The following is a 21881-nucleotide window of genomic DNA, read 5'->3' as shown; positions in this document are numbered from 1 at the left end:
CACCGCCGCCCGCTGGGTACGTACGTTCGCATGACGCCCACCGCCACGTACCGCCTCCAGCTCCAGCCGGAGTTCCCCTTCTCGGCAGCCGGGGACGCGGTGCCCTACCTCGCCGCGCTCGGCGTCTCCCATCTGCATCTTTCGCCCGTCCTGGAGGCCGTTCCCGGTTCCCGGCACGGCTACGACGTCGTGGACCACAGCCGCGTCCGGGCCGAGCTGGGCGGTGAGGAGGGGCTGCGGCGGCTCGCCGCGACGGCCCGCGAGCACGGGCTCGGGCTGATCCTGGACATCGTGCCCAATCACATGGCGACCGCGCCCCGCCACAACCGGGCGCTGTGGGAAGTGCTGCGCGAGGGCCCGGAGTCCCCCTACGCCCGCTGGTTCGACATCGACTGGACGGAGCACGGCGGCAGGATCCTGCTGCCGGTCCTCCCGGGGCGCCTCGGCGATCAGCTCGACCGGTTCTCGGTGGAGGGGGACGTACTGCACTACGACGAACAGGTGTTCCCGCTGCGCGAGGGCACGGCCGCGCTGCCGCTGCCCGAGCTGCTGGACGCCCAGCACTACCGGCTCGGCTGGTGGCGGCTGGCCCGTACCGAGCTGAACTACCGGCGCTTCTTCACCGTCTCGGAGCTGATCGGGGTCCGCGTCGAGCATCCCGAGGTCTTCGACGCCACCCACGGCACGGTGCTCGGACTGCTCCGGGACGGCGTCGTCGACGGGCTGCGCGTCGACCACCCGGACGGCCTCGCCGACCCGACGGCCTATCTGGAACGGCTCGACCGGGCCACCGGCGGCCGGTGGACGGTGGTGGAGAAGATCCTCACTGGTCCGGAAACGCTGCCCGCGGGCTGGGCGGTCGCCGGGACGACGGGGTACGACGCACTGTGCCGGATCGACGGGCTCTTCACCGACCCGGCGGGCGCGGCGGAGCTGCTCGGCCGCTACCGGGACTTCGCGGGCCCGCCCGGCGACCGGGGCGGCTACTGGGCGGCGACCGTGCGCCGTGCCGCGTACCGCGTGGTGACCCATGAACTCGCCGCCGAGACCGCGTGGCTGACCCGGCTGGCGGTCCGGGTGTGCGCCGCGGATCCCGTCCTGCGCGACCACGCCCCGTGGGCGCTGCACACCGCCGTACGCGAGCTGCTCGTCCGGATCCCCGTCTACCGCCCGTACGTCACGGCCGGCGGGCCGCTCACGGACGCCGCCGCATCGGCGCTGCCGGAGGAGGCGCTGCGGGACGCGAGGGCGGTGTTCTCCGTGCCGGAGGAGGCGGCTGCCGTCGACGCGGTGCGGGACCTGGCGCTGGGGCGGCTCGGCGACGGGCCGGAACAGGCGGCGTTCTGTGCGAGGTTCGCGCAGACGGCGTCGGCGCTGCACGCCAAGTCGGTCGAGGACACCGCGTTCTACCGCTACGTGCCGCTGATCTCCGCGACCGAGGTGGGCGGCGACCCCGGCAGGCCCGCCGTGGCGCCGGAGGAGTTCCACGCGTTCTGCGCACGGCTGGCCCGGGACTGGCCGGGCTCCGCCACGGTACTGACCACGCACGACACCAAGCGCAGCGCTGATGTACGGGCCAGGATCGCGGTGCTCTCGGAGTGCCCCGAGCGATGGTCCTCGCTGGTGGAGCAGCTGACCCGGGCGACGGCGGTGACGGCACCGGACCCGCAGCTGGCCTGGCAGTCCTGGCAGTACTCGTACGGCTGCGCGGGGCTGTCCGGCACCAGGATGGCCGGGCGGCTCGAACCCGCACTGCTCAAAGCCGTACGGGAGGCGGGGCTCTTCACCAGCTGGACCGAGCCCGATCCGGGGTACGAGCGGGCGGTGTCGGACTTCGTCGCGGCCGGTCCGGGCAGCGCCACCGGTGCGGCGCGGATGCTGGTGACACGGTTCGCGGGGACGCTCGTCCCGTTCGTGCGGGCCAATGTGCTGGGCGCGGCGCTGGTGCATCTGACGATGCCGGGGGTGCCCGATCTGTATCAGGGCACGGAGCACGAGTACATCGCGCTGGTCGACCCGGACAACCGGCGTCCGTTCCGCCGGCCGGCCGCCGGAACGGACGGCTCGGACGGCGCGGACGACTCGGACGGCTCGGGAGGTGGCGACGGCTCGGTCGGCGCCGAAGACCCGGGGGGTGCGTACGGCTCGGCCGGTGCCGGTGAGAAGGCGGCGCTCACGATGGCCGCGCTGCGGCTGCGGCGGGCGCGGCCGGAGGTGTTCGGGGAGTCGGGGACGTACGCCCCACTGGCCGCTCACGGCCCGGCGGCCGGGCACTGTCTGGCGTTCTGCCGGTCGGGCGAGGTGGTGACGGCGGTGACCCGGCTGTCCCTGCGGCTGGCGGAGGAGGGCGGGTGGCGCGGCACGGTGCTTCCGCTGCCGGACGCGGGCCCCTGGCAGGACGTCCTGGCCCCGGGACGGGAGTTCTCCGGCGGCACGGTCGCGGTGGAGGAACTGTTCGCCGAACGCCCGGTGGCCCTGCTCAGGAGGGCCGTACGAGAAGAGTCCGCGGACCACGGGTGAGCAGCCCGGTGCCGGCCGGCCGGAAGCCGTCCGCCCAGCGGATGCGGGGCATGGCCTCCAGCAGGGCGCGAAGCCCGTACTCGGCCTCCAGCCGGCCGAGCAGTACGGCGGGGCAGCCCGCGGGGCCGGTGGTGAGGCCGCCCGGCTCGGGGCGGAGCGGGTCGAAGCGGTCGGGATCGGCGAAGCGGTCCGGATCGCGTCCCGCCGCGCCGATCAGACAGGCGACGGGCGCCCCCGCGGGGAGCGTGCCGCCGCTGACGGGGACCTCGGTCAGAGTGCGGCGCAGGACGATCTGGACGGGCGGGTCGCGGCGCAGCGTCTCCGTCCAGGCCCGCGCGATGAGCTCTGGTTCGGTGCGTACGGCGGCCAGCAGGTCGCCGTCGTCGATCAGGTTGGCCAGGAACGACGCGAGGGCCGTCTCCCGCAGAGCCGTGTGCCCGGCGCAGTCGGCGGGGCCGGAGGCGGGGTGGACGAGCCGCGGATGGAGGGCGGCGCGTGGCAGCCGGTTGAGGTCCGGGTAGGAGAGACCGGCCGCGGCGGCCGCGGCACCGGCCGGAAGCCAGCGGCAGAACTCCTCGACCAGGTCGGCCTGTCGGCGCCCGGCTATGCGGCGGGCGAGGACGTACGCGGTCCGCTCGACGGCCATGCGGCGGGCGGGGTCCACAGCGTGAACAGAGCCCGCGGGGCCTGCGGGGCGGGCCTGGAGCGCGGGTCCCTGCGATTCCTCGTCCCGCGCTGTGCAGCGGATGCTGCCCCGGCAGAGCCCGAGCGGGGCGGGGCCGCCGCGCGGCGCGCCGTCGTGCGGGTAGCCGGCGAACCGGGGGTCGGTGAGCGCGACGGCCACATCGGCGTACCGGCTGAGCAGCCAGGCGCCCAGGCCCTCGTCGTAACAGAGCGGGTAGGCCTCGCGCAGGCGGCGGTAGAGCCGGAGCCGGCACGGGTCGGTGGCCGCTCCGGGCGCCAGGAGGCCGGGCTGCCCGCCCGTCCGCCGTCGCGGTGCGGGGGCCGCGGGTACGCGCTCGGGTCCGTCGACCGGCATCCGCACCCCCGGGATCGGTGCGTCGCTGTCCGACGCGGGTGCCTCAAGCCGACCACCGCCGGGGGCTCACCGCAGTCGGTGTGCGGCCGTTCGGGTGACGGCCGCGGCACGACGGGGGCAGGGCGGGGCGGGACCGTGGCAGGGCACGACCACGGCAGGGCGGGGCGGGACCGTGGCGGGGGCCTGCGGCGCGGAGCTGCGGTGCGTGGCCTGCGGTACGGACCCGAGGCACAGGGGCGAGGTGCCTGGCCCGGGGTACGGGGCCCGAGGTGCGGGAGAAGGCGTCGCGCGGCACCCGGCGGGGTTCGCGGTCAGGCCGGCGGACGGAGCGCCTGGGCGGTCAGCCGGAAGCTCATCCGGCCGAAGCTCACCTGGTCCCCGTCACGGACCGGGACCGATCCGACGACCCGCTGGCCGTTGACGCAGGTGCCGTTCGTCGAACCGAGGTCGCGCAGCACCCACCGGCTGCCCTGCACGGTGAGTTCGGCGTGCAGCCGGGACACCGTCTCGTGGTTGAGCCGCAGGCCGTTGCCCGGGTCGCGGCCGATGAGGAGCGGGTACGGGCCGGGGGCCGGCAGCAGGAGCTTGGGCAGCCGTTCGGTCTGCCAGGCCCGGCGCATCCGCCCGGGGAAGGCCGACAGGCCGCCCACGGCACGGGCCAGGCTCTGGGTCCAGCGTCCGCCGGAGTCCAGGTCGGAGGTGAGCGCCGCCAGTTCCTCGGGGCGGCGTGCGACGAGGGCCAGTTCCATGCGTCGCAGGAAGGTGTCGTGGGAGAGCTTGCCCTGCGCGGCCCCTTCTCTGAGCACGCCGAGGACACGGTCGCGCTGGGCGTCCGACAGCCGCGCGGGATACGTGTGGAACTCGAAGGAGGACGTCACAGGGTCGATTGTCGGGCCGACCGCCCCGGGGTGTCCAGAAGAACCCCTCTTTCCGCCCGTGCTGACCTGCGGTGCTCCTCGGCCGGGGCCGTTGTTAGTGTCTGCGGCCCATGCGCCATGAGGAGACTTCGTGACCCTTGCACCACAGGATTTGACCGTTCGTCCGCTGGCCGGAGCGCAGGAGCTCGGGCTCTTCCGCCGTCTGTCGTACGTCCTGGACCACGAGTTGGCGGACGATCTGGCGACCGGCCGCCGCCGGCCGGAGTGGATGTGGGTGGCGCTGCACGGCGAGCGCGTCGTGGCCAGAGCCGCCTGGTGGACCGCCGAGAAGGACGGGCAGCCGCTGGCACTGGACTTCTTCGACCTGGACGACACCCTGCCGGTCGCGGAGCGCGTCGAGATCGGGGTCCGGCTGCTGGAGACGGCCGCCGCTGCGGTGCTGCCGGCGGGCGCGGCACGCCCCGAGTACGGCAGGTTCGTGCCGCCGGACTGGCACGAGGACCCGGCGGCGCGCGAGATCGTCGAAGCCCGGATCCAGGTGATGGAACGTACGGGTGCCCGGATGCTGGTGGAGCGGCTGCGTCTGGAGTGGCGGGCCGGGACGGCGGTCCCCGAGGCCGGCGGCCGTCTGGTGTTCCGGCCGGTCACCGGGCGCGAGGATCTGGTCGCCCTGATGACACCGGTGATGGAGGGCACCCTGGACGCGCACGGACAGGCGGACCTGGCGTCCGGGCTGAGCGCCCGCGAGGCGGCGGAGAAGCACTTCGACGAGGAGCTGGCGGGATATTCGAGCCCGCGGGAATGGTGGCGGACAGCCGAACTGCCCTCCGGTGAACCGGTCGGCTTCGTCGTCCCTGCCCGCAACAACTACAACCCGATCATCGCGTACATCGGCGTCCTGCCGGCACACCGCGGACAGGGCTACATCGACGACATCCTCGCCGAGGGCACCCGGGTGCTCGCCGGGCAGGGCGTGGAGCGGATCAGGGCGGCGACCGACCTCGGCAACGTCCCGATGGCGAAGGCCTTCGAGCGCCTGGGGTACGTGAACTTCGAGCGCGCGTTCAACATGGTCTGGGACTGAACCGCCCGGACGGTCCGGGACTGAACGTCCGGGAATGGCCCGTCGCCCGATCGTCCGGGATCGGGGCTCGTGTCTCCGGCGTCCCGACAATCCGATGGACGGGCCGCCCGGGGCCGGGTTAGTGTGCTCGCGAAACACCGGACCGGCCGAGCGAGTCGTGGAAGGAGGCGAGAGAAGTGCGTACGAGCAACAGCACCACCATCGGCAGCACCTCATTCCCGCGCTCCCGTCCCGTCCGCAGGGCGGTGTCGGACTCCGTCTGACCGGGAGCGCGATTTCAGTCCCCGGAGGACAATTCCATGACCGATCTGGTCATCCGCGCGCTCGATGAGAGCGACGCCCAGCTTTTCGACTCCCTTCAGGACCGCGCTCTCGTCGGCCGGGCCGCGTTCGGCCACCGCTATGCCACCGTCGCGGCCGGCGGCGACTACCGCCCCGAGTGGACCTGGGTCGCCCTGCGCGAGGGCACCGTGGTCGCCAGGGCCGCCTGGTGGGGCGGGCCCGATGACACCGAGCCCGTCCTGCTGAACTGGTTCGACTTCGCGGACGGCGAGGACGAGGCGGGCGCCGAACTCCTGCGGCGCGCCCCGTTCCACCTTGAGTACGAACTGATCCTGCCCGCGGACTGGCGGGAGGTCCCCGAGGTCACGGCCGCCGCGCGGTCGCGGATCGCCGCCGCCACCGCGGCCGGGCTGCGGCCGCTCGTCGAGCGTTACCGCTACCACTGGACCCCGGACGACGGGCTGCCCGCGCGCCCCGGCCGGCTCACCTTCCGCCCGGAGCCCGACGACGCCGTGATCCTGGACGTCCTGCGCCGGGTCCACTCGGTCACGCTGGACGCCCATGCCCGCAAGGCGATCGAGGGGCCCGGCGGGCTGGAGGCGGCGGCCCAGGAGGAGCTGGACTTCTTCTACTGGTGCCCCTCGCCGCGTTCCTGGTGGCAGCTGGCGTACACGCCGGACGGCGCGGTGGCGGGCATCCATGTGCCCGCGCACAACCCGTCGGGTCCGTGCATCGGCTTCATCGGGGTCGTCCCCGGGGCGCGCGGCCACGGCTACGGCTACGACCTGCTCGTGGAGTGCATGCACTTCCTGGCCGAGCAGGGTGCCGAGTACATCGCGGGGGCGACCGACCGGGGGAACGTGCCGATGGCCGTGGCGTTCGCCCGCGCCGGCCACCGCATCACTCAGGAACGCGTTCACCTGACGTGAGCACGGTGACCTCACCGGCAGGCCGGCCGCTGGTGTTCCCGTCACCCCGCAGGGAGTCGGCGGGGCGGCTGCCCTGGCGGCGCCGGACGAGTTGACCGGCATGTAGTTAGCTGCCATATTAGTTCCATGAGCAGCGAGGAAGCGAACCCTGGTGCCGTGCCGACACTCGATCAGGCACGGCACCAGATCGCACGGTACGGGCTCGATGCCGACCCCCAGGCGGTGCTCGTGGCGGTGCGCCTGATGGCCGCGGGGGTGCGACTGGACCGCGCGTCCGAAGTGCACTTCTCCCGTTTCGGGCTGTCGACCGGGCGCTACCGCCTCCTGGTGGACCTTGAGGACAGCGACGGGGAGAAGTCGCCGTCACGTCTCGCGAAGAGCCTCGGCGTCTCGCGCGCCACGGTGACCGGCCTGGTGGACGGCCTCGAACGAGAAGGCCTCGTGGCCCGGCGCGCGTCCACGGAGGACGGACGGGGCGCGGTGGTCGTACTGACGGCGCGCGGCGCCCAGCGGCTGCGCGACATGGCCGCGGACCACTTCGCGCGCCTGCAGGCGCTGGTCGGCGGACTGACCGCCGACGAACGCGGACAGTTCCTGGACCTGCTGGAACGGATCACACAGGGGATCGGCGCACTGACCGCCGAGTAGCCCCCCTCACGTCGCACGAGAAAACAAGAGGCGAGCAGCGAGAAGCGACCGCCCCGACCGGGCGGCCCCTCCATGCCCACATAGTTAGGTCCCTAACAATTTTTCGAGGAGTGCACGTGAGCCCCACCCGCACCACGGCCGCCGAGCGCGGTCCCACGGCACGGCCCTTCACACTCCGGAAGGAAGTCGCGGTCGCCTATCTGGCCCCCGCCCTCACGGCCGGGCTCGGTGGAGTGCTCGGCGGACAGCCCGAACTGACGGTGGCCGCCTTCACCTCCATCGGTGCCACATCGGCCGCCGTGGCCTTCGCCGTCGGCGGGTGGCTGCACCGCCGGGGCCGGCCGCGGCGGTGGACGACATCGGTGCCGCGTCCCGTCATCACCATCGGACTCGGCACGGTCGCCGCCGGAATCGCGGGCCTGGCCGGGTGGTTCGCGGCCGACTGGCTGCCCGCGCACACTCCGCTGCCCGATGCCGGGTGGCTGGAGCGGCTGCGGATCGACCTGCCGTTGTCGGCCGCCCTGGCGACCACGATCGTCACCTGGCGATGGCGTGGCACGGCATCCCGGCAGCAGAAGTGACGCGGCCGGTCTCCACCCGATTCCCCGGATTCACCACAACCACGAAGGACATATCGTGATCACCATCATGGGCGCGACGGGCTCCGCCGGCGGAGCGCTGCTCCGGCGCCTGACCGAACTGGGCATCCCCTGCCGTGCCGTCAGCCGTACTCCGGACACACTGCGTGCCGCGATGGGCGGGGAAACGCGGGTCGAGGTCGTCGGTGCGGACGCCGCGGATCCCCGCGCGCTCCGCGCTGCCTTCGAAGGCTCCTCGCAGCTGTTCCTCGCCATGGCCAACAGCCCGCGTCAAGTGGCGCTGGAGATCAACGCGATAGACGCCGCGGCCGCGTGCGGCGTACAGCACGTCGTCAAACTCTCCTCCCCAGCGGTCGGGCCCGACTCACCGGTCGTCATCTCGCGCGGGCACTGGCGGATCGAGGCACACCTCGCGGCGACCGGCATGGTGGCCACGCTGCTTCGGCCCTACGGGTTCATGCAGAACCTGCTCCTGAACGCTCCGGCGGTCGCCGAGGGCGTGCTCATCGGAGCGATGCGCGACGTGCCCTGCAACTACATCGACGTCCGGGACATCGGCGATGTCGCCGCCGAGGCCCTTCTCCGCCCCGGCCTCCGCGGGGCCACGTACACGCTGACCGGCCCCCAGGCCTTCAGCCATCCGGAGCTCGCCGCTCTCCTCACCGCGCGGACGGGCCGGCCCGTCCGCCACATCGACCTGACACCGGACGACTTCCACGGCCATCTCGTCCGGACCGCGCACATGCCGGACTGGCTCGCGAACCATGTCGTGGAGATCCAGCAACTGGCCATCGCGTGTCCGGAGTCCCCGGACGGCACGGTGGAGACCGTCCTCGGACGCCCCGCCCGGACACTCGACGCCTTCGTCCGCGAGCATCTCGCCGTGTTCGCCCCGGTGGCCTGACCGGCACCCTGCCCCCGGCCTCCTCGCGCGGTGGCGGCGCACCCGCGAGGAGGCCGGGGGGCTACCGCTGCTGCCGGGTCTTCTGAGCGTGGATCAGGTCGCGGTACCAGCCGTAGGACTCCTTCGGCGTCCGGCGCATCGTCCCGTAGTCGACGTGGACGAGCCCGAAGCGCTTGGCGGCACCCTCGATCCATTCGATGTTGTCGGTGAGCGACCAGGTGAAGTAGCCGCGCACATCGATCCCCTCGTCGATGGCGGCGCGCAGCGCGGTGAGGTGTCCTTCGAGGTAGGCGATGCGGCGGTGGTCGGCGACGGGCTCGTCGATCGCGCAGCCGTTCTCGGTGATGTGGACGGGCGGCAGACGGTCGCCGAAGCGCTCGCGCAGCAGGGTGAGCGTCTCGCCGAGGCCTTCGGGAACGACGGGCCAGCCGAAGTCGGTCTTCTCGTAGCCCTCGATCTCGCGTATGCCGAAGGGGAGTTCGGCGGGCATACCGAAGCCGGAGAAGGAGTCGAGGGCCTCCGGCTTGGGCGCGCCGACGAGGGTGGGGTTGTAGTAGTTGACGCCGTACCAGTCGAGCGGTGCCGAGATGACCTTCAGGTCGTCCGCCACCGGGCCCGGCATCAGGGCCGCGAAGTTCTCGTCGGGATAGCGGCCGGTGAGGATGGGGTCCGCGAACAGCCAGTTGGTGAGCGTGTCGTAGAGCTCCGCGCCGAAGCGGTCCTCCTCGGTGTCCCCTGCCGTCCAGACCGGGGCGTGCGAGAGCGCGACGCCGATGTTGTCGGCACCCGCCGCACGCAGGGCGCGTACGGCGAGGCCATGGGCGAGCAGCTGGTGGTGGGCGGCGGGCAGGGCGTCGAAGAGGAGGGTGCGCCCGGGGGCGTGCTCACCGAGTGCGTAGCCCAGCAGAGTGACTTCGGCGGGTTCATTGATGGTGATCCACATGGGTACGCGGTCGGCGAGGCGTTCGGCGACGATGCCCGCGTACTCGGCGAAGCGGTAGGCGGTGTCCCGGTCGAGCCAGCCGCCCGCCTCGTCCAGGGGCAGCGGGGTGTCCCAGTGGTACAGGGTGGGGGCGGGGGTGATGCCGTGGGCGCAGAGTTCGTCGACGAGCCGGTCGTAGAAGTCGAGCCCCTCGGGGTTGACCGCACCGCTGCCCCCGGGCACCACGCGCGGCCAGCTGATGGAGAAGCGGAAGGCGTCCGCCCCGAGTCCGGCGAGCAGGGCCACGTCCTCGCGGTAGTGCTCGTGGAACCCGGTGCCCCGCGTGGTGTCGGTGCCGTCCTTGATCCGGCCGGGCTGCGCGGCGAAGGCGTCCCAGCCGGAGGGGCCCTTGCCGGCGGTGTCGGCGGCCCCCTCGGTCTGGAAGGCGGAGGCGGAGGCTCCCCAGAGGAAGCCCGGGGGGAACAACGGCACGGTCATCTCGGCCTCCAGCAGCCGTACGTATGAGCAGAAGCAAGCAGGGCAATGATCAGGACCAGACCCTAATCGCCAGTAACGGGCTCGCTCTAGTGTTCCGGGGCCGTGAACGCGACTTCCGCCGATCACGGAGCCCGCCTTCGGGCGACCTGTTCATGAACGAGGAGTGGTGAATGCGGTTCGAGGTGTGGGCCCCGGACGCGGAGTCGGTCGTGCTCCGGCTGTCGGGCCCGGCGGCCGGAACAGGCGCGGGCGCCGGGGCGCGGACCGGCGCGGGAGCGGATTCCGGCGCGCGGCGGGCGATGGTGCGCGACCCGTCGCGGGCGGGCTGGTGGTGCGCCGAGGCGGACGCGGTGGACGGCGACCGCTACGGGTTCTGCGTGGACGACGGCCCCGTACGGCCCGATCCGCGCTCCCGCCGCCAGCCGGACGGCCCGGACGGCGAGAGCGCGGTCGTGGACCAGGAGGCGTACGTCTGGCGGAACGCGTGGGCGGGACGCGGACTGCCCGGCGGCATCCTGTACGAGCTGCACATCGGGACGTACACCGGCGCGGGCACCTTCGACGCCGCCGCCGAACGGCTCGGTCACCTCGCGGAGCTGGGGGTGACCCATGTGTCGCTGATGCCCGTCTGCCCCTTCCCCGGCACCCACGGCTGGGGGTACGAGGGGGTGTCGCTGTGGGCCGTGCACGAACCGTACGGCGGCCCGGCCGGGCTGAAGCGGTTCGTCGATACGGCGCACGGTCTGGGGCTCGCGGTCGTCCTGGACGTGGTCCACAACCACCTCGGACCGTCCGGCAACCACCTCCCGGCCTTCGGCCCGTACTTCACCGACACTCATCACACCCCCTGGGGCGCGGCGGTCAACCTGGACGCCCCGGGCTCGGACGAGGTCCGCGCGTACCTGCTGGGCAGTGCGCTCGCCTGGCTGCGCGACTACCACCTCGACGGACTGCGGCTGGACGCGGTCCACGCCCTCGCCGACACCCGCGCGCTCACCTTCCTGGAGGAACTCTCCACGGCCGTCGACGCGCTGGCGGCGGAGACCGGCCGGCCGCTCACCCTGATCGCGGAGTCGGACCTCTGCGACCCGCGCACCACCACCCCGCGCAGGGCCGGCGGCCTCGGGCTGCACGCCCAGTGGAACGACGACTTCCACCACGCCCTGCACACCGCGCTGACCGGCGAGTCCCAGGGCTATTACGCCGACTTCGCGCGGGCCCCGCTCGCCGCCCTGGCCAAGACGGTGACCAGTGGCTTCTTCCACAACGGGACGTACTCCGGTTTCCGGGGCCGTACGCACGGACGCCCCGTCGACGTGACCCGGAGCGCGGCCCACCGCTTCGTCGGGTACGCCCAGACCCACGACCAGATCGGCAACCGGGCCCTCGGCGACCGGCTGGCCGCCACGCTCTCCCCCGGCCTCCAGGCCTGCGCCGCCGCCCTGGTGCTCACCGGCCCCTTCACCCCCATGGTGTTCATGGGCGAGGAGTGGGGCGCCCGGACGCCGTGGCAGTTCTTCACCGACCACACCGACCCGGCACTCGCGGAGGCCGTACGCAGCGGCAGACGGCGGGAGTTCGCCTCGCACGGCTGGGCAGGGGAGGACATCCCCGACCCGCAGGACCCGGCGACCCGCGACCGCTCCTGTCTCGACTGGAGCGAGCCGGAGCGCGAGCCGCACGCCCGGCTGCACGCCTGGTACCGCGAACTGATCGCACTGCGCCGGGCGATGCCCGACCTCCACGACCCCGACCTCGCCACGATAAGGGTCGCGTACGACGAGGACGCCCGCTGGCTGGCGTACCGCAGGGGCGATCTCCGGATCGTGGTGAACCTCGCGGACAGCCCCGCCGCCATCCCCCTGGGCGTCGGCCGGAACCGGCGCGGCGCCGGGAGGGTACTGGCGTCCTGGAACCCGGTCCGCGCACCCGGCGCCGATGGCCTGCTGCACCTGCCGGCGGAGTCGTGCGTGGTACTGGCGGACGACTGAGGAGGCCCGGACACGGCGCGGGGCACGCGCTTCTGACCGGCCCGACGCGGGTGACCCGCGTGATGGCCGGGGGGGGGCGGGGGACGGCCGGGGGGCGGGGACGGCGTCACCCGGTCAGGACCGGGCTCGCCGAAAGCCGCTTCCGGCGAGGCCGCGGGGGAATCCGCGCGCGTCGGCCGATCACGCGGCCCTACTCGACGATCGCCAGTTCCCTGGAGGTGGTGTTCAGCCGCCGTCCGCCGTCCTCGGTGACCGTCACGATGTCCTCGATCCGGACGCCGAACCGGCCGGGGAGGTAGATGCCCGGCTCCACGGAGAAGCACATGCCGGGGACCAGCGGAAGCTCCTCGCCCTCGATCATGTAGGGCGGCTCGTGGGTGGTGACCCCGATGCCGTGGCCGGTGCGGTGGATGAAGCGCTCGCCGTAGCCGAATTCGGTGATCACGGCGCGCGCCGCGCGGTCGATGTCCTGGCACGCGGCGCCGGGCCGGACCGCGGCGCAGCCCGCCTTCTGCGCCTCCCGGACGATGTCGTGCACGCGCTGCTCCTCGGCCGTGGGTTCGCCGACGTGGACCGTACGGGAGGTGTCCGAGCCGTAGCCGTGCTTGAGCCCGCCGAAGTCGAGGACCACCATGTCACCGCGCTCGATGGTGCGGTCGCCCGCCTCGTGGTGCGGGTTGGCGCCGTTGGGGCCGGAGCCGACGACGGTGAAGTCGACCTGGGAGTGCCCGAACTGCTTGAGGAGCGCGGACAGATCGGCCGCCACGTCGGTCTCCCTGCGGCCGGAGAAGCGCACCTTCAGGATCTCGCCGTACGTGGCGTCCGCGGCGGCGCCCGCTGCCGCGAGGCGGCCCAGCTCGTGCGCGTCCTTGACCGCCCGGAGCATCGGGAGGGCCTCGGTGAGGGAGGTGTAGGAGGTGGCGGGGAGGATCTGCTGGAGGCCGATCAGATGCATCGCCCAGGCGTTGTCGCTGATCCCGAACCGCCCCCCGGCGTCCAGCAGCGGGGCGGTCACCGCGTACGGGTCCTTGCCGTCGGTCCAGTCCCGCAGGATGAGGGCCGGGGCGCCCACCGCGTGCTCGGCGTCCGGTGCCTCCAGGGTCGGGACGACCAGGACGGGGTCCTTGCCGGCCTTGAGGACGAGGAGCGTGAGGCGTTCGGTGCTGACGGGCTGGTAGCCGGTGAGGTGCACCAGATCGGGGCCGGGCGCCACGAGGAGACCGGCGAGCCCGGCGGCCTCGGCCGCCTCGGCGGCACGGGTCATCCGGGCCCGGTAGTCGTCGGCGGTGAAGGGGACGGACTGGTTCGGGCTGGACATGGCAGACCTCCTGGCGGGCGACACGGCACACAGCATCCTGCCCGTACGCCGGAAACGGCGCGAGCGGGGGTCGGACACAGCGGGCACAGCGGGCACAGCGGGGCAGTGCGGGGCAGTGCGTGGCCGGCCGGGTACGGCGGACACGTGACCGGCCGGGTACGGCGCGCACAGGGCTGGTCGGTTCAGCGTGTACACGGCCGGTCGGACCCGGCAGTGCACGGCCGGCCGTGTACACCCGGACACCTGACCGCTGGCCACGGGCGCGGCCGTGGAGGGATCGCGCGCCGTCGGCTCAGCCGCGTACCAGCAGGTCGGCCCGGTCCCGGCCCCTGGCGATCAGCCGGGCGTTCACCTCGTCGGACTCGGCCACCCAGCGCTCGGCGTACGGGCGGGACTTGCCGAACCGCACATGGCGGTCGACGAGCCTGCGCACCCGCACCACCGGGTCGAGGTCCAGGAACCACACCTCGTCGAGCAGCCCGCGCACCGGAGCCCAGGCCGCGTCGTCGTGGAGGAGGTAGTTCCCCTCGGTGACGACCAGCGGGATGTCCGGGGGGACGGGCAGGGATCCGGCAATGGGTTCCTCCAGAGCACGGTCGAAGGCGGGGGCGTAGACGGGCGCGGTGTGGTGGGGGTCGCGCAGGCGGCGCAGGAGCGCCGCGTACCCGGCGGCGTCGAAGGTGTCGGGGGCGCCCTTGCGGTCGGCACGGCCCAGGCGGTCCAGTTCGGCGCCGGCGAGATGGAAGCCGTCCATGGGAACGAGGACGGCGCTTCCTCCGAGGGCGCCGACGAGCCGGGCCGCCAGGGTGGACTTCCCGGCGCCCGGCGGGCCGGTGATGCCGAGGATGCGGCGGTGGCCGGGAGCGGCGAGGCGCCGGGCGCGGTCCGTGAGCTCGGAGAGGTCGCTCGTGTCCATGCGGGGCATTGTGCGGGGGCGGGACGGAGGAACGTTAGTGTTACGTATAACTGTCGTGTCGGCCCACCCACCGGTCATCGATGACCGCCGTGCCGCTCCCCCGGAAGGACCCGAACATGTCCCTCATCGCCCTGGTCACGCTGGTCGTCCACGACTACGACAAGGCCATCGCCTTCTACCGCGACGCCCTCGGCTTCGAACTGGCCGAGGACACCGACCGGGGCGACGGCTCGCGCTGGGTCGTGGTGCGCCCGCGCGGCACCGCCCCGGGTACGGGCCTGCTCCTGGCCCGCGCCGCGGACGAGGCCCAGGCCACGAGCGTGGGGGCGCAGACGAGTGGCCGGGTCGGTTTCTTCCTGCACACCGAGGACTTCGCGGGCGACCACGAGCGGATGCGGGCGGCCGGGGTGCGGTTCCTGGAGGAGCCCCGGCACGAGGTGTACGGCTCGGTGGCGGTCTTCGAGGACCTGTACGGGAACCGGTGGGACCTGTTGCAGCCCGCGTGAGCCGCTGCGCTGCGAGGGGGCGAGGGGCGCGCCCCCGCCGCCCGGTGCGCCGCCGCCGTCACTCCGCCCGTGCCGTCACCCCGCCCCTCCGTCACTCGCCCCCGCCGTCACCCCGCCCCGTCAGTTCGCCCCCTTGCTCTCCAGGTACGCCAGCACCGCCAGCACCCGGCGGTGCACCGAGCCGTCATCGGGTTCCAGGCCGAGCTTGGCGAAGATCGAGCCGATGTGCTTGCTCACCGCACGCTCGGAGACGACCAGTTCGGCGGCGATGGTGGCGTTGGCCTGGCCCTGGGCCATGTGCTCCAGAACTTCGCGCTCGCGCGCCGTGAGGCTCTGGAGAGGGCCCGCCGCGGACTTCCGGGTGAGCAGCTGGGAGACCACTTCCGGGTCGAGGGCCGTGCCACCGGCGGCCACCCGTTCCAGGGCTTCGAGGAACTGGTCGACGCGTCCCACCCGGTCCTTGAGCAGATAGCCGATGCCCTGGGCTCCCTGGGCGAGCAGCTCGGCGGCGTAGGTCTCCTCGACGTACTGCGAGAGGACCAGGATCGGCAGCTCCGGCAGTTCGGCGCGGGCGGCGAGGGCGGCGCGCAGGCCCTCGTCGCGGAAGGTGGGCGGCAGCCGTACGTCGAGCACCGCCACGTCCGGCCGGTGTTCGAGCAGTGCGGGCAGCACTTCCGGGCCGGCGGCGGCATCGGCCACCACATCATGGCCCGAACTGGTGAGGAGCAGGATCAGGCCCTCTCTCAACAGGGCGTTGTCCTCGGCGATCACGATCCGCACGGCAGCTCCACTTCGATGTCCGTCGGCCCCCCGGTGGGGCTGCTGATCCGGGTGGTGCCGTCCAGCGCGGCGACCCGCCGCCGGATCCCCACCAGCCCGCTGCCGGCGCGTTCGTCCGCGCCGCCGTGCCCATCGTCGCCGATCACCACCCGCAGGGTGTCGGGACCCCGGTCGATCCGGACCCGCGCCGAGGTGGCACCGCTGTGCTTGCTGATGTTGGTGAACGCCTCGGCGACCACGAAGTACGCGGCCGCCTCGATCGCGGCGGGCAGCCGCCGGCCGTCCTCGACGCTGTCCAGGTCGGCCGTCACGGGTACCGCCACATCGGCGGCCAGCGCCCGTACCGCACCGGCCAGTCCGCGGTCCGTCAGGATGGGCGGGTGGATGCCGCGCACCACGTGCCGGAGCTCGGCGAGCGCCTCGTCCGCGCCGTCCTGCGCCTCGCCCAGGCGGGCCCGCGCGGCCTCGGGATCGCGGTCGATGAGCTGCTTGGCGAGGCCGATCCGCATCGACAGGGCGACGATCCTGGCCTGTGCGCCGTCGTGCAGATCCCGTTCGATACGGCGCAGTTCGGCACCGTGCGCCGCGACCGCCCCGGCCCGGCTCTCGGTGAGCTGCTCGATCCGCTCGGCGAGCGCGGCGGACGGCCGGGAGGAGAGCAGGGACAGGGTCCAGTTCGCCGACAGATCGGCGAACACGGGGATCCAGCGGAGCACCCAGCCGCGCCTTTCGGGCAGCGGCGTGCCGTACTCGTCGGCGGTACGCCGGTCCAGGAGACGTACGAGCGGCAGCGCGGCCCCGTCCACGAGGAGGCCGATCGGCCACAGCACCATGGTGAGGTAGCCCAGCCCCATGCCGAAGAGGGTCTGCAACGGCAGCCACAGCACGTCGCGCCAGGTCGTGGAGTCGGTGAGGACGCGTCTGACCCGCTCGGACAGTTCCCCGCTGTCCAGTGGCAGATACCGCGTCGGCCGGAACGGGACCCCGAGCCGGGCGGATGCCCTGCGGCGCTCGAACTCCGCGAACGCGCGCAGCAGTTTGGCGGCCTCCGGCAGCGCGGGCAGCCCGATGATGACGACCGCGAACATCATGACGGCCACCACCAGGAACCCGCTCAGATAGGTGAGCAGGGCTACGGAGATGCCGAGGAAGAGGTACTGCGACGCTTCCCACGCGCGACGGATGGCGGCCGTCAACGGGCCGGGATCGGGGCTCATGACATGTCACATTACGGGGGTCCGTCCACCACCGGACTGGTGCGCTCCCCCCGGCCCGGGGTGTAGCAGGCTGTACCCCCGGCCGGGAGCGCGCACCCTCGCCCGAGAATCTTCCTCCTCGTAGCATTTTCGCAGGTCAACGGTACGAGGTAAGGAAAGGTTCGGTGAGGGCAACGGTGAACACGGTCATGACGGCACAGGCGGCCGCGCTCAGTCTGGAGTCGGTGAGCCGGCGCTACGGGCGACGTGGCGGCGGCAATGAGGCGACAGCTCTGGACATGGTCAGCTGCGCGGTCCCGGCCGGGAGCTTCACCGCTGTGGTGGGTCCCTCCGGATCGGGCAAGAGCACGTTCCTCCAGTGCGCGGCGGGCCTGGACCGGCCGACCTCGGGAACGGTACGGATCGGCGGCACCGATCTCGGCTCGCTCTCCGAGGCCGCGCTGACCCGGCTGCGCCGGGACCGGATCGGCTTCGTGTTCCAGGCGCACGCGCTCAACCTGGTGCCGTCGCTCTCCATCGAGGAGAACGTGGTGCTGCCGCTGGTACTGGCGGGCGCCGACCCGGCAGGTGCGGAGGTCCTGGCCCGTGGCCGGAACCTGCTGGCCCGGGTCGGACTGGCGGGGCGCGGCGGCGACGGTCCCTCGACGCTCTCCGGCGGGCAGCAGCAACGGGTGGCGGTGGCCCGCGCGTTGGTGACCGAGCCGGATGTGATCTTCGCGGACGAGCCCACGGCGTCGCTGGACCCGGAGTCGGCCACGCTGGTGCTGGGGCTCCTGCGGGACGCGGTGCGGATCGACGGCCGTACGGTCGTCATGGTCACCCATGACCCGGTCGCGGCGAGCTGGGCGGACAACGTCCTGACGATGGACGGCGGGCGGCTGCGGTGAAGAGGGCCGTGCGCGACACGAGAAGGAAGAGGGCCGTCCACGACGGCACGGGCCGGACGGGCCCGCACCCGTCCTCGGCCGGGCACCCCGGCGCGGCGGCGGAGGACCCGCACGGGTCCGGGGCCGGGCACGCCGACGGCCCGGACCCGCAGGGGCCCGCCGCCGGGCGGCGCGGCGCGAAGAAGGACACACGCGAGCCCGCGTCCGTACGGCACGGTTCGCGGCGGGCGTCCGCGTTCCTCGCCCGGCGCTCGCTGCCCGCCCATCGACGGGCCTGGGCCGCGGTGATCGCGGCGACGGCCGCCGCGGCGGCGCTGATCGGCGCGTTCGCGTTCGTGCTCGGTTCGCTGCTGGTGGCCCAGCCGCCGGTCGAACGGTACGCGGGCGCCGACGCGGTGGTGGCGGCCGACCAGAAGGTGTCGTACACCGCGAAGCCCTGGGGCAGCGAGCCGCGGACCGTGTCGGCCTACCTGCCGGAACGGGTCCGGCTGGACCGTTCCGTGCTGGCGAGGGCCGCCGGTGCCGAAGGTGTCGCGCGGGCCGTCGCGGACGACTCCGTGCCGGTGACCGTGGGCGGCGGTGCGGCACCCGCGGTCGGCCGCTCCTGGCCGTCCGCCGTGCTGACCCGGTACGAGCTGACCGAGGGGCGGGCCCCGGAGTCCGGCGGCGAGGTCGTCCTGGACACGGCACTGGCGCCCGCCGGGAGCGGGCCGGGCGACCGGGTCGCGGTCCAGGTCGACGGCACCACCAGGTCCTACACCCTCACCGGCATCGCGGACACCGGGCACCGGGGCGACGGCGCCCCGGCCGTGTTCTTCACCGAGCAGCGGCTGACCGGCCTGGCCGGGCATCCGGACACCGTGGACGCGATCGGGATCGTGGCACGGGAGGGCGTCTCCGCCGACGCGCTGCGGGACTCGGTGGCCGAGGTGCTGCCCGAGCGCGCCACGGCCGGGTCGGACCGCGGGGTGCGGGTGCTGACCGGTGCGGAGCGGGGCGAGGCCGAGCGGCCGGACGCGCTCGGCGGGCGGGGCGACCAGCTGGCCCTGCTGGGATCGATCGGCGGCAGCGTGCTGATGGTGGCGCTCCTGGTCATCGGCTCCACGCTGTCCCAGGCCGTCCACCAGCGGTCCGGGGAACTGGCCCTGCTGCGGGCGGTCGGGGCGACCCCCCGCCAGCTCCGGTCCGCGATCGGCCGTGAGGCGGGCCGGGTGTCCGCCGCGGCGGCGGTGCTGGGCGGCATCGGGGCCGTACCGCTGGGGCTGGCGATGCGTTCGCTGCTGACGACGGACGAGCTGCCGCTGCCCGTTCCCCTGTGGCTGCCGTTCGCGGCGGGCGGGGCTGCCGCGCTGCTCATCACCCTGCTCGTACGTCCGGTGGCGATGCTGTCGGCGCGGGGCATCACCCAGCTGCGGCCCGCCGCGGCCCTGGGGGCGGCGAACGCTCCCGAGCCGAGCGAGCCGGGCCGCTTCCGTACCGTGGCCGGGCTGGTCCTCGTCTTCGCGGGCCTCGGTTCGGCCGGTGTCGCCACGTCGCAGGGCGGCCCGGCGGCTGCCGCCGCGGCGTCGGGCGCGGCGACCTCGCTGGTGATCGCGGTGGCGCTGCTGGGGCCGTGGATCGCGCGGATCGCGATGCGGGTGCTCGGCGCTCCGGTACGCCGGCTGGGCCGGGTCTCCGGATTCCTGGCCGCGCGGACCGCCTCCGCGCACACCCGGCGGCTCGGTGCCGCGCTCACGCCGATCGTGCTGGTGGTCGCGTTCGTCTGCGTGCAGCTGGCGGCCGGTTCGACGATGGAGCGGGCCTCGGACCGGCAGGCGTCGGCCGCGCTGCGGGCGGACCTGGTGGCGACGGCCCCGGGCACCGGGCTGCCGGCCGGGGCCGCGGAGGCGGTGCGCGGGGTACCTGGCGTCACGGCGGCGACGGGCGTCCTGCGCTCCGGCGTCGTCCTGACCCACCGCGAGGTCGGCGAGCCGAAGCTGGACCGCTTCCCGGTGCTGGGGGTGACGGCCTCCCAGCTGTCCGGCACGCTCGACCCGCAGGTGACGGCGGGCTCCCTGGACCGGCTCACGGGCCGGGGAACGGTCGCGGTCGGCACGGACCGTGCGGACGACCTGGGCGTCGGCACCGGTGACACGGTGGAGCTGCGGCTGGGTGACGGTACGCAGGTGAAGCTGAAGGTGGTCGCGTTGTACGAACGGGCCCTGGGTATCGGGGAGTTCCTGCTCCCGCGCGAGGCCCTGGCACCGCATGTCACGACGGCCCGTGATCAGAGCGTCCTGATCGGGACCGCACAGGGTGCCGGGAGGGAATCCCGGTCCGGGGCCGCTTCGGCGGCTGACGTGCAAAGGGCACTGGCCCCCTACGGCGGGGTACAGGTCCGGCCCGCGACGGCCGACGACATACGGATCGCTCCGTCCGTGTCGGACGAGGACAACGCGATGATCATCATCGGGGTGGGAGTGATCGGCGGCTTCGCGCTGCTGTCCGTGATCAGCACGCTCGCGCTGATCACGACCGGCCGGCGCGGTGAGTTCCGGCTGCTCCGGATGGTCGGCACGGGGCGCGGGCAGCTGCGGCGGATGCTGGTGCTGGAGACCGGTCTGGTGACGGTCGCGGGGCTGGTGATCGGCACGGTGGTCGCGGCGGTCCCGCTCACCGCGTTCGCGGTGTCGGCGACGGGCATGGCGCCCTACATGCCACCGGCGCAGTACGGGGTGCTGGCGGCGGCGGTGACCGTGTCCGCGCTGGCGGCGACGGTGCTGCCGGGAGCCTCCGGCGGCCGCTTCGTCCTCAAGCGGCGCAAGGGCTGAGCCGGAGCGCACCAAGCGCGCGGGCGCGCGGCGCACGAAGCACGCGGGCGCGGGGGCGCAGGGCTGCGGGCGCGGGGGCGCAGAACTACGGGCGCAGGACTGCGCGCGCGGGACTACGGGCGCAGGAGGCCCGCCGTGTGCGGGGCGCGCGAAGCAAGGGGCGGTGGCGGGATTCGGGGCGCGGTTACGCGTCCCGCACCGCCACCGCCCCCAGCGCGTCCAGCACCGGCCGGATCAGCGGATGCCCCTCGGCCCCCTGCCGCACCGCGGCGAAGACGCGACGTGTCGGGGCGCTGCCCTCCACCGGGCGGACGACCACCCCGCTCAGCTCCGTCCCGCGCAGCGCCGACCTCGGTACGAGCGCCACCCCGGCACCCGCCCCGGCCAGCGCGATCACGGCGCGGAAGTCGTCCGAGGAGTGTTCGAGCATCGGCTCGAACCCGGCGAGTTCGCAGGCCAGGACCACCACATCGTGGCAGGGGTTGCCGGGGTACGGGCCGATCCACGGGTCCTTCGCGAGGTCGGCGACCGCCACCTGTTCCTCATCGGCCAGCCGGTGCCCGACCGGGAGCACCGCGTCGAACGGCTCCGAGTAGAGCGGTACCCGTGTCAGCCGCCGGTCGTCCTCGGCGGGCGCGCCCCGGTACTCGACGGCGACCGCCACATCGACCTGCCGGTCCAGCACCATCGGCACGCTCGCGTCGCCCTCGGCGTCCTGGACGCGGATCCGGATGCCGGGGGCGGTGCGGGACAGTTCGCGGAGCGCGGGGGCCAGGACCAGGCCGATGCCGGTGGCGAACGCGGCGACCGTGACCGTACCGGCGATGCCCGCGCTGTACTCGGCGAGCTCCGCCTCGGCCCGCTCCAGCTGGGCCAGCACCACATTGGTGTGGGTCAGCAGGATCTCCCCCGCCGCCGTCAGCCGTGCGCCGCGCGCTCCGCGCTCGACGAGGCGGTGGCCCGTCTCCTGTTCCAGCGCGGCAAGCTGCTGGGAGACGGCGGAGGGCGTCAGGTACAACGCGGCGGCGGCCGCGGTCACCGTCCGGTGGTCCGCCACCGCACGCAGGATTCGCAGCCGCCGTGCATCGATCATGTGCCTATTGTCCCAGCTCGCGGGGGTTCCCCCGACGCCGCGGAAGTGCGTCGGGGGAAC

18 protein-coding genes are annotated in these 21881 nt (G+C 73.8%); 10 read left to right on the top strand and 8 right to left on the bottom strand.

The genetic code is table 11. The features are described 5' to 3' along the window. Positions 1-30: 30 nt before the first annotated feature. Positions 31-2520: a malto-oligosyltrehalose synthase gene (treY, locus tag ACIGJO_RS27890; RefSeq protein ID WP_399962666.1), complete on the top strand. Its 2490-nt coding sequence runs from the start codon at positions 31-33 to the stop codon at positions 2518-2520. Here the strand turns inward: treY and ACIGJO_RS27885 are convergent. Further along, positions 2480-3559, bottom strand: a complete 1080-nt coding sequence (locus tag ACIGJO_RS27885; protein ID WP_399962664.1) for a cytochrome P450 — start codon at positions 3557-3559, stop codon at positions 2480-2482. The genes treY and ACIGJO_RS27885 overlap by 41 nt on opposite strands. A gap of 311 nt (positions 3560-3870) precedes the next feature. Then, positions 3871-4437: a DUF1707 and FHA domain-containing protein gene (locus ACIGJO_RS27880; RefSeq protein ID WP_266925023.1), complete on the bottom strand. Its 567-nt coding sequence runs from the start codon at positions 4435-4437 to the stop codon at positions 3871-3873. A gap of 130 nt (positions 4438-4567) precedes the next feature. Here ACIGJO_RS27880 and ACIGJO_RS27875 point away from each other — a divergent pair, with 130 nt between their 5' ends. The 5 genes from ACIGJO_RS27875 to ACIGJO_RS27855 all read left to right on the top strand — a co-directional run bounded on the left by ACIGJO_RS27875 (position 4568) and on the right by ACIGJO_RS27855 (position 8883). Further along, the gene (locus tag ACIGJO_RS27875; RefSeq protein ID WP_399962662.1) at positions 4568-5521 is read left to right on the top strand and encodes a GNAT family N-acetyltransferase; all 954 of its coding nucleotides are present in this window, start codon (positions 4568-4570) and stop codon (positions 5519-5521) included. A 299-nt stretch (positions 5522-5820) separates the two neighbouring features. Then, entirely contained in the window at positions 5821-6732 is a 912-nt protein-coding gene (locus ACIGJO_RS27870) for a GNAT family N-acetyltransferase (protein WP_399962660.1), read from the top strand. A gap of 126 nt (positions 6733-6858) precedes the next feature. After that, complete coding sequence (locus ACIGJO_RS27865) at positions 6859-7380, top strand: MarR family winged helix-turn-helix transcriptional regulator (protein WP_399962658.1); 522 nt, start codon at positions 6859-6861, stop codon at positions 7378-7380. A gap of 116 nt (positions 7381-7496) precedes the next feature. After that, positions 7497-7961: a hypothetical protein gene (locus tag ACIGJO_RS27860; RefSeq protein ID WP_399962656.1), complete on the top strand. Its 465-nt coding sequence runs from the start codon at positions 7497-7499 to the stop codon at positions 7959-7961. Between the two features lie 55 nt (positions 7962-8016). Further along, positions 8017-8883 (top strand): NmrA family NAD(P)-binding protein, encoded by an 867-nt coding sequence (locus tag ACIGJO_RS27855; protein ID WP_399962654.1) that lies wholly within the window; start codon positions 8017-8019, stop codon positions 8881-8883. Positions 8884-8944: 61 nt separating this feature from the next. On the opposite strand, the gene ACIGJO_RS27850 is transcribed toward ACIGJO_RS27855, so the two are convergent. Then, positions 8945-10303 (bottom strand): GH1 family beta-glucosidase, encoded by a 1359-nt coding sequence (locus tag ACIGJO_RS27850; RefSeq protein WP_399962652.1) that lies wholly within the window; start codon positions 10301-10303, stop codon positions 8945-8947. A 170-nt stretch (positions 10304-10473) separates the two neighbouring features. On the opposite strand from ACIGJO_RS27850, the gene treZ reads away from it, so the two are divergent. Then, positions 10474-12294, top strand: coding sequence for a malto-oligosyltrehalose trehalohydrolase (gene treZ, locus ACIGJO_RS27845; RefSeq protein WP_399962650.1), 1821 nt, complete (start codon positions 10474-10476; stop codon positions 12292-12294). 190 nt (positions 12295-12484) lie between these two features. On the opposite strand, the gene ACIGJO_RS27840 is transcribed toward treZ, so the two are convergent. Both ACIGJO_RS27840 and ACIGJO_RS27835 read right to left on the bottom strand, forming a co-directional pair. Next, on the bottom strand, positions 12485-13612 hold the full coding sequence (locus ACIGJO_RS27840; protein ID WP_399962647.1) for a M24 family metallopeptidase: 1128 nt from the start codon (positions 13610-13612) through the stop codon (positions 12485-12487). Positions 13613-13904: 292 nt separating this feature from the next. After that, on the bottom strand, positions 13905-14528 hold the full coding sequence (locus ACIGJO_RS27835; RefSeq protein ID WP_399962645.1) for a nucleoside/nucleotide kinase family protein: 624 nt from the start codon (positions 14526-14528) through the stop codon (positions 13905-13907). Between the two features lie 116 nt (positions 14529-14644). Between ACIGJO_RS27835 and ACIGJO_RS27830 the strand changes: the two genes are divergently transcribed. Then, a complete protein-coding gene (locus ACIGJO_RS27830) occupies positions 14645-15034 on the top strand; it encodes a VOC family protein (protein ID WP_399962643.1) in 390 nt (129 codons plus the stop codon). A gap of 120 nt (positions 15035-15154) precedes the next feature. On the opposite strand, the gene ACIGJO_RS27825 is transcribed toward ACIGJO_RS27830, so the two are convergent. Next, a complete protein-coding gene (locus ACIGJO_RS27825) occupies positions 15155-15814 on the bottom strand; it encodes a LuxR C-terminal-related transcriptional regulator (RefSeq protein WP_399962641.1) in 660 nt (219 codons plus the stop codon). Further along, positions 15802-17031 carry a sensor histidine kinase gene (locus ACIGJO_RS27820; RefSeq protein WP_399962639.1) on the bottom strand — a complete coding sequence of 410 codons (1230 nt, stop codon included), beginning with the start codon at positions 17029-17031 and terminating at the stop codon, positions 15802-15804. The genes ACIGJO_RS27825 and ACIGJO_RS27820 overlap by 13 nt, the downstream gene beginning before the upstream one ends. A 188-nt stretch (positions 17032-17219) precedes the next feature. Here ACIGJO_RS27820 and ACIGJO_RS27815 point away from each other — a divergent pair, with 188 nt between their 5' ends. Beyond that, on the top strand, positions 17220-17918 hold the full coding sequence (locus ACIGJO_RS27815; protein WP_399962811.1) for an ABC transporter ATP-binding protein: 699 nt from the start codon (positions 17220-17222) through the stop codon (positions 17916-17918). 8 nt (positions 17919-17926) lie between these two features. Beyond that, a complete protein-coding gene (locus ACIGJO_RS27810) occupies positions 17927-20728 on the top strand; it encodes an ABC transporter permease (protein WP_399962637.1) in 2802 nt (933 codons plus the stop codon). A gap of 184 nt (positions 20729-20912) precedes the next feature. Here ACIGJO_RS27810 and ACIGJO_RS27805 read toward each other — a convergent pair whose 3' ends face one another. Then, a complete protein-coding gene (locus tag ACIGJO_RS27805) occupies positions 20913-21821 on the bottom strand; it encodes a LysR family transcriptional regulator (protein ID WP_399962635.1) in 909 nt (302 codons plus the stop codon). Between the last annotated feature and the right edge of the window lie 60 nt (positions 21822-21881).

Origin of the sequence: Streptomyces sp. NPDC079020, assembly GCF_044542225.1 — a bacterium.
In the GTDB taxonomy this organism is placed as follows: domain Bacteria; phylum Actinomycetota; class Actinomycetes; order Streptomycetales; family Streptomycetaceae; genus Streptomyces.
The sequence above is the reverse complement of the archived record's forward strand: the minus strand, read 5'-3'. Positions and strand labels throughout refer to the sequence as shown.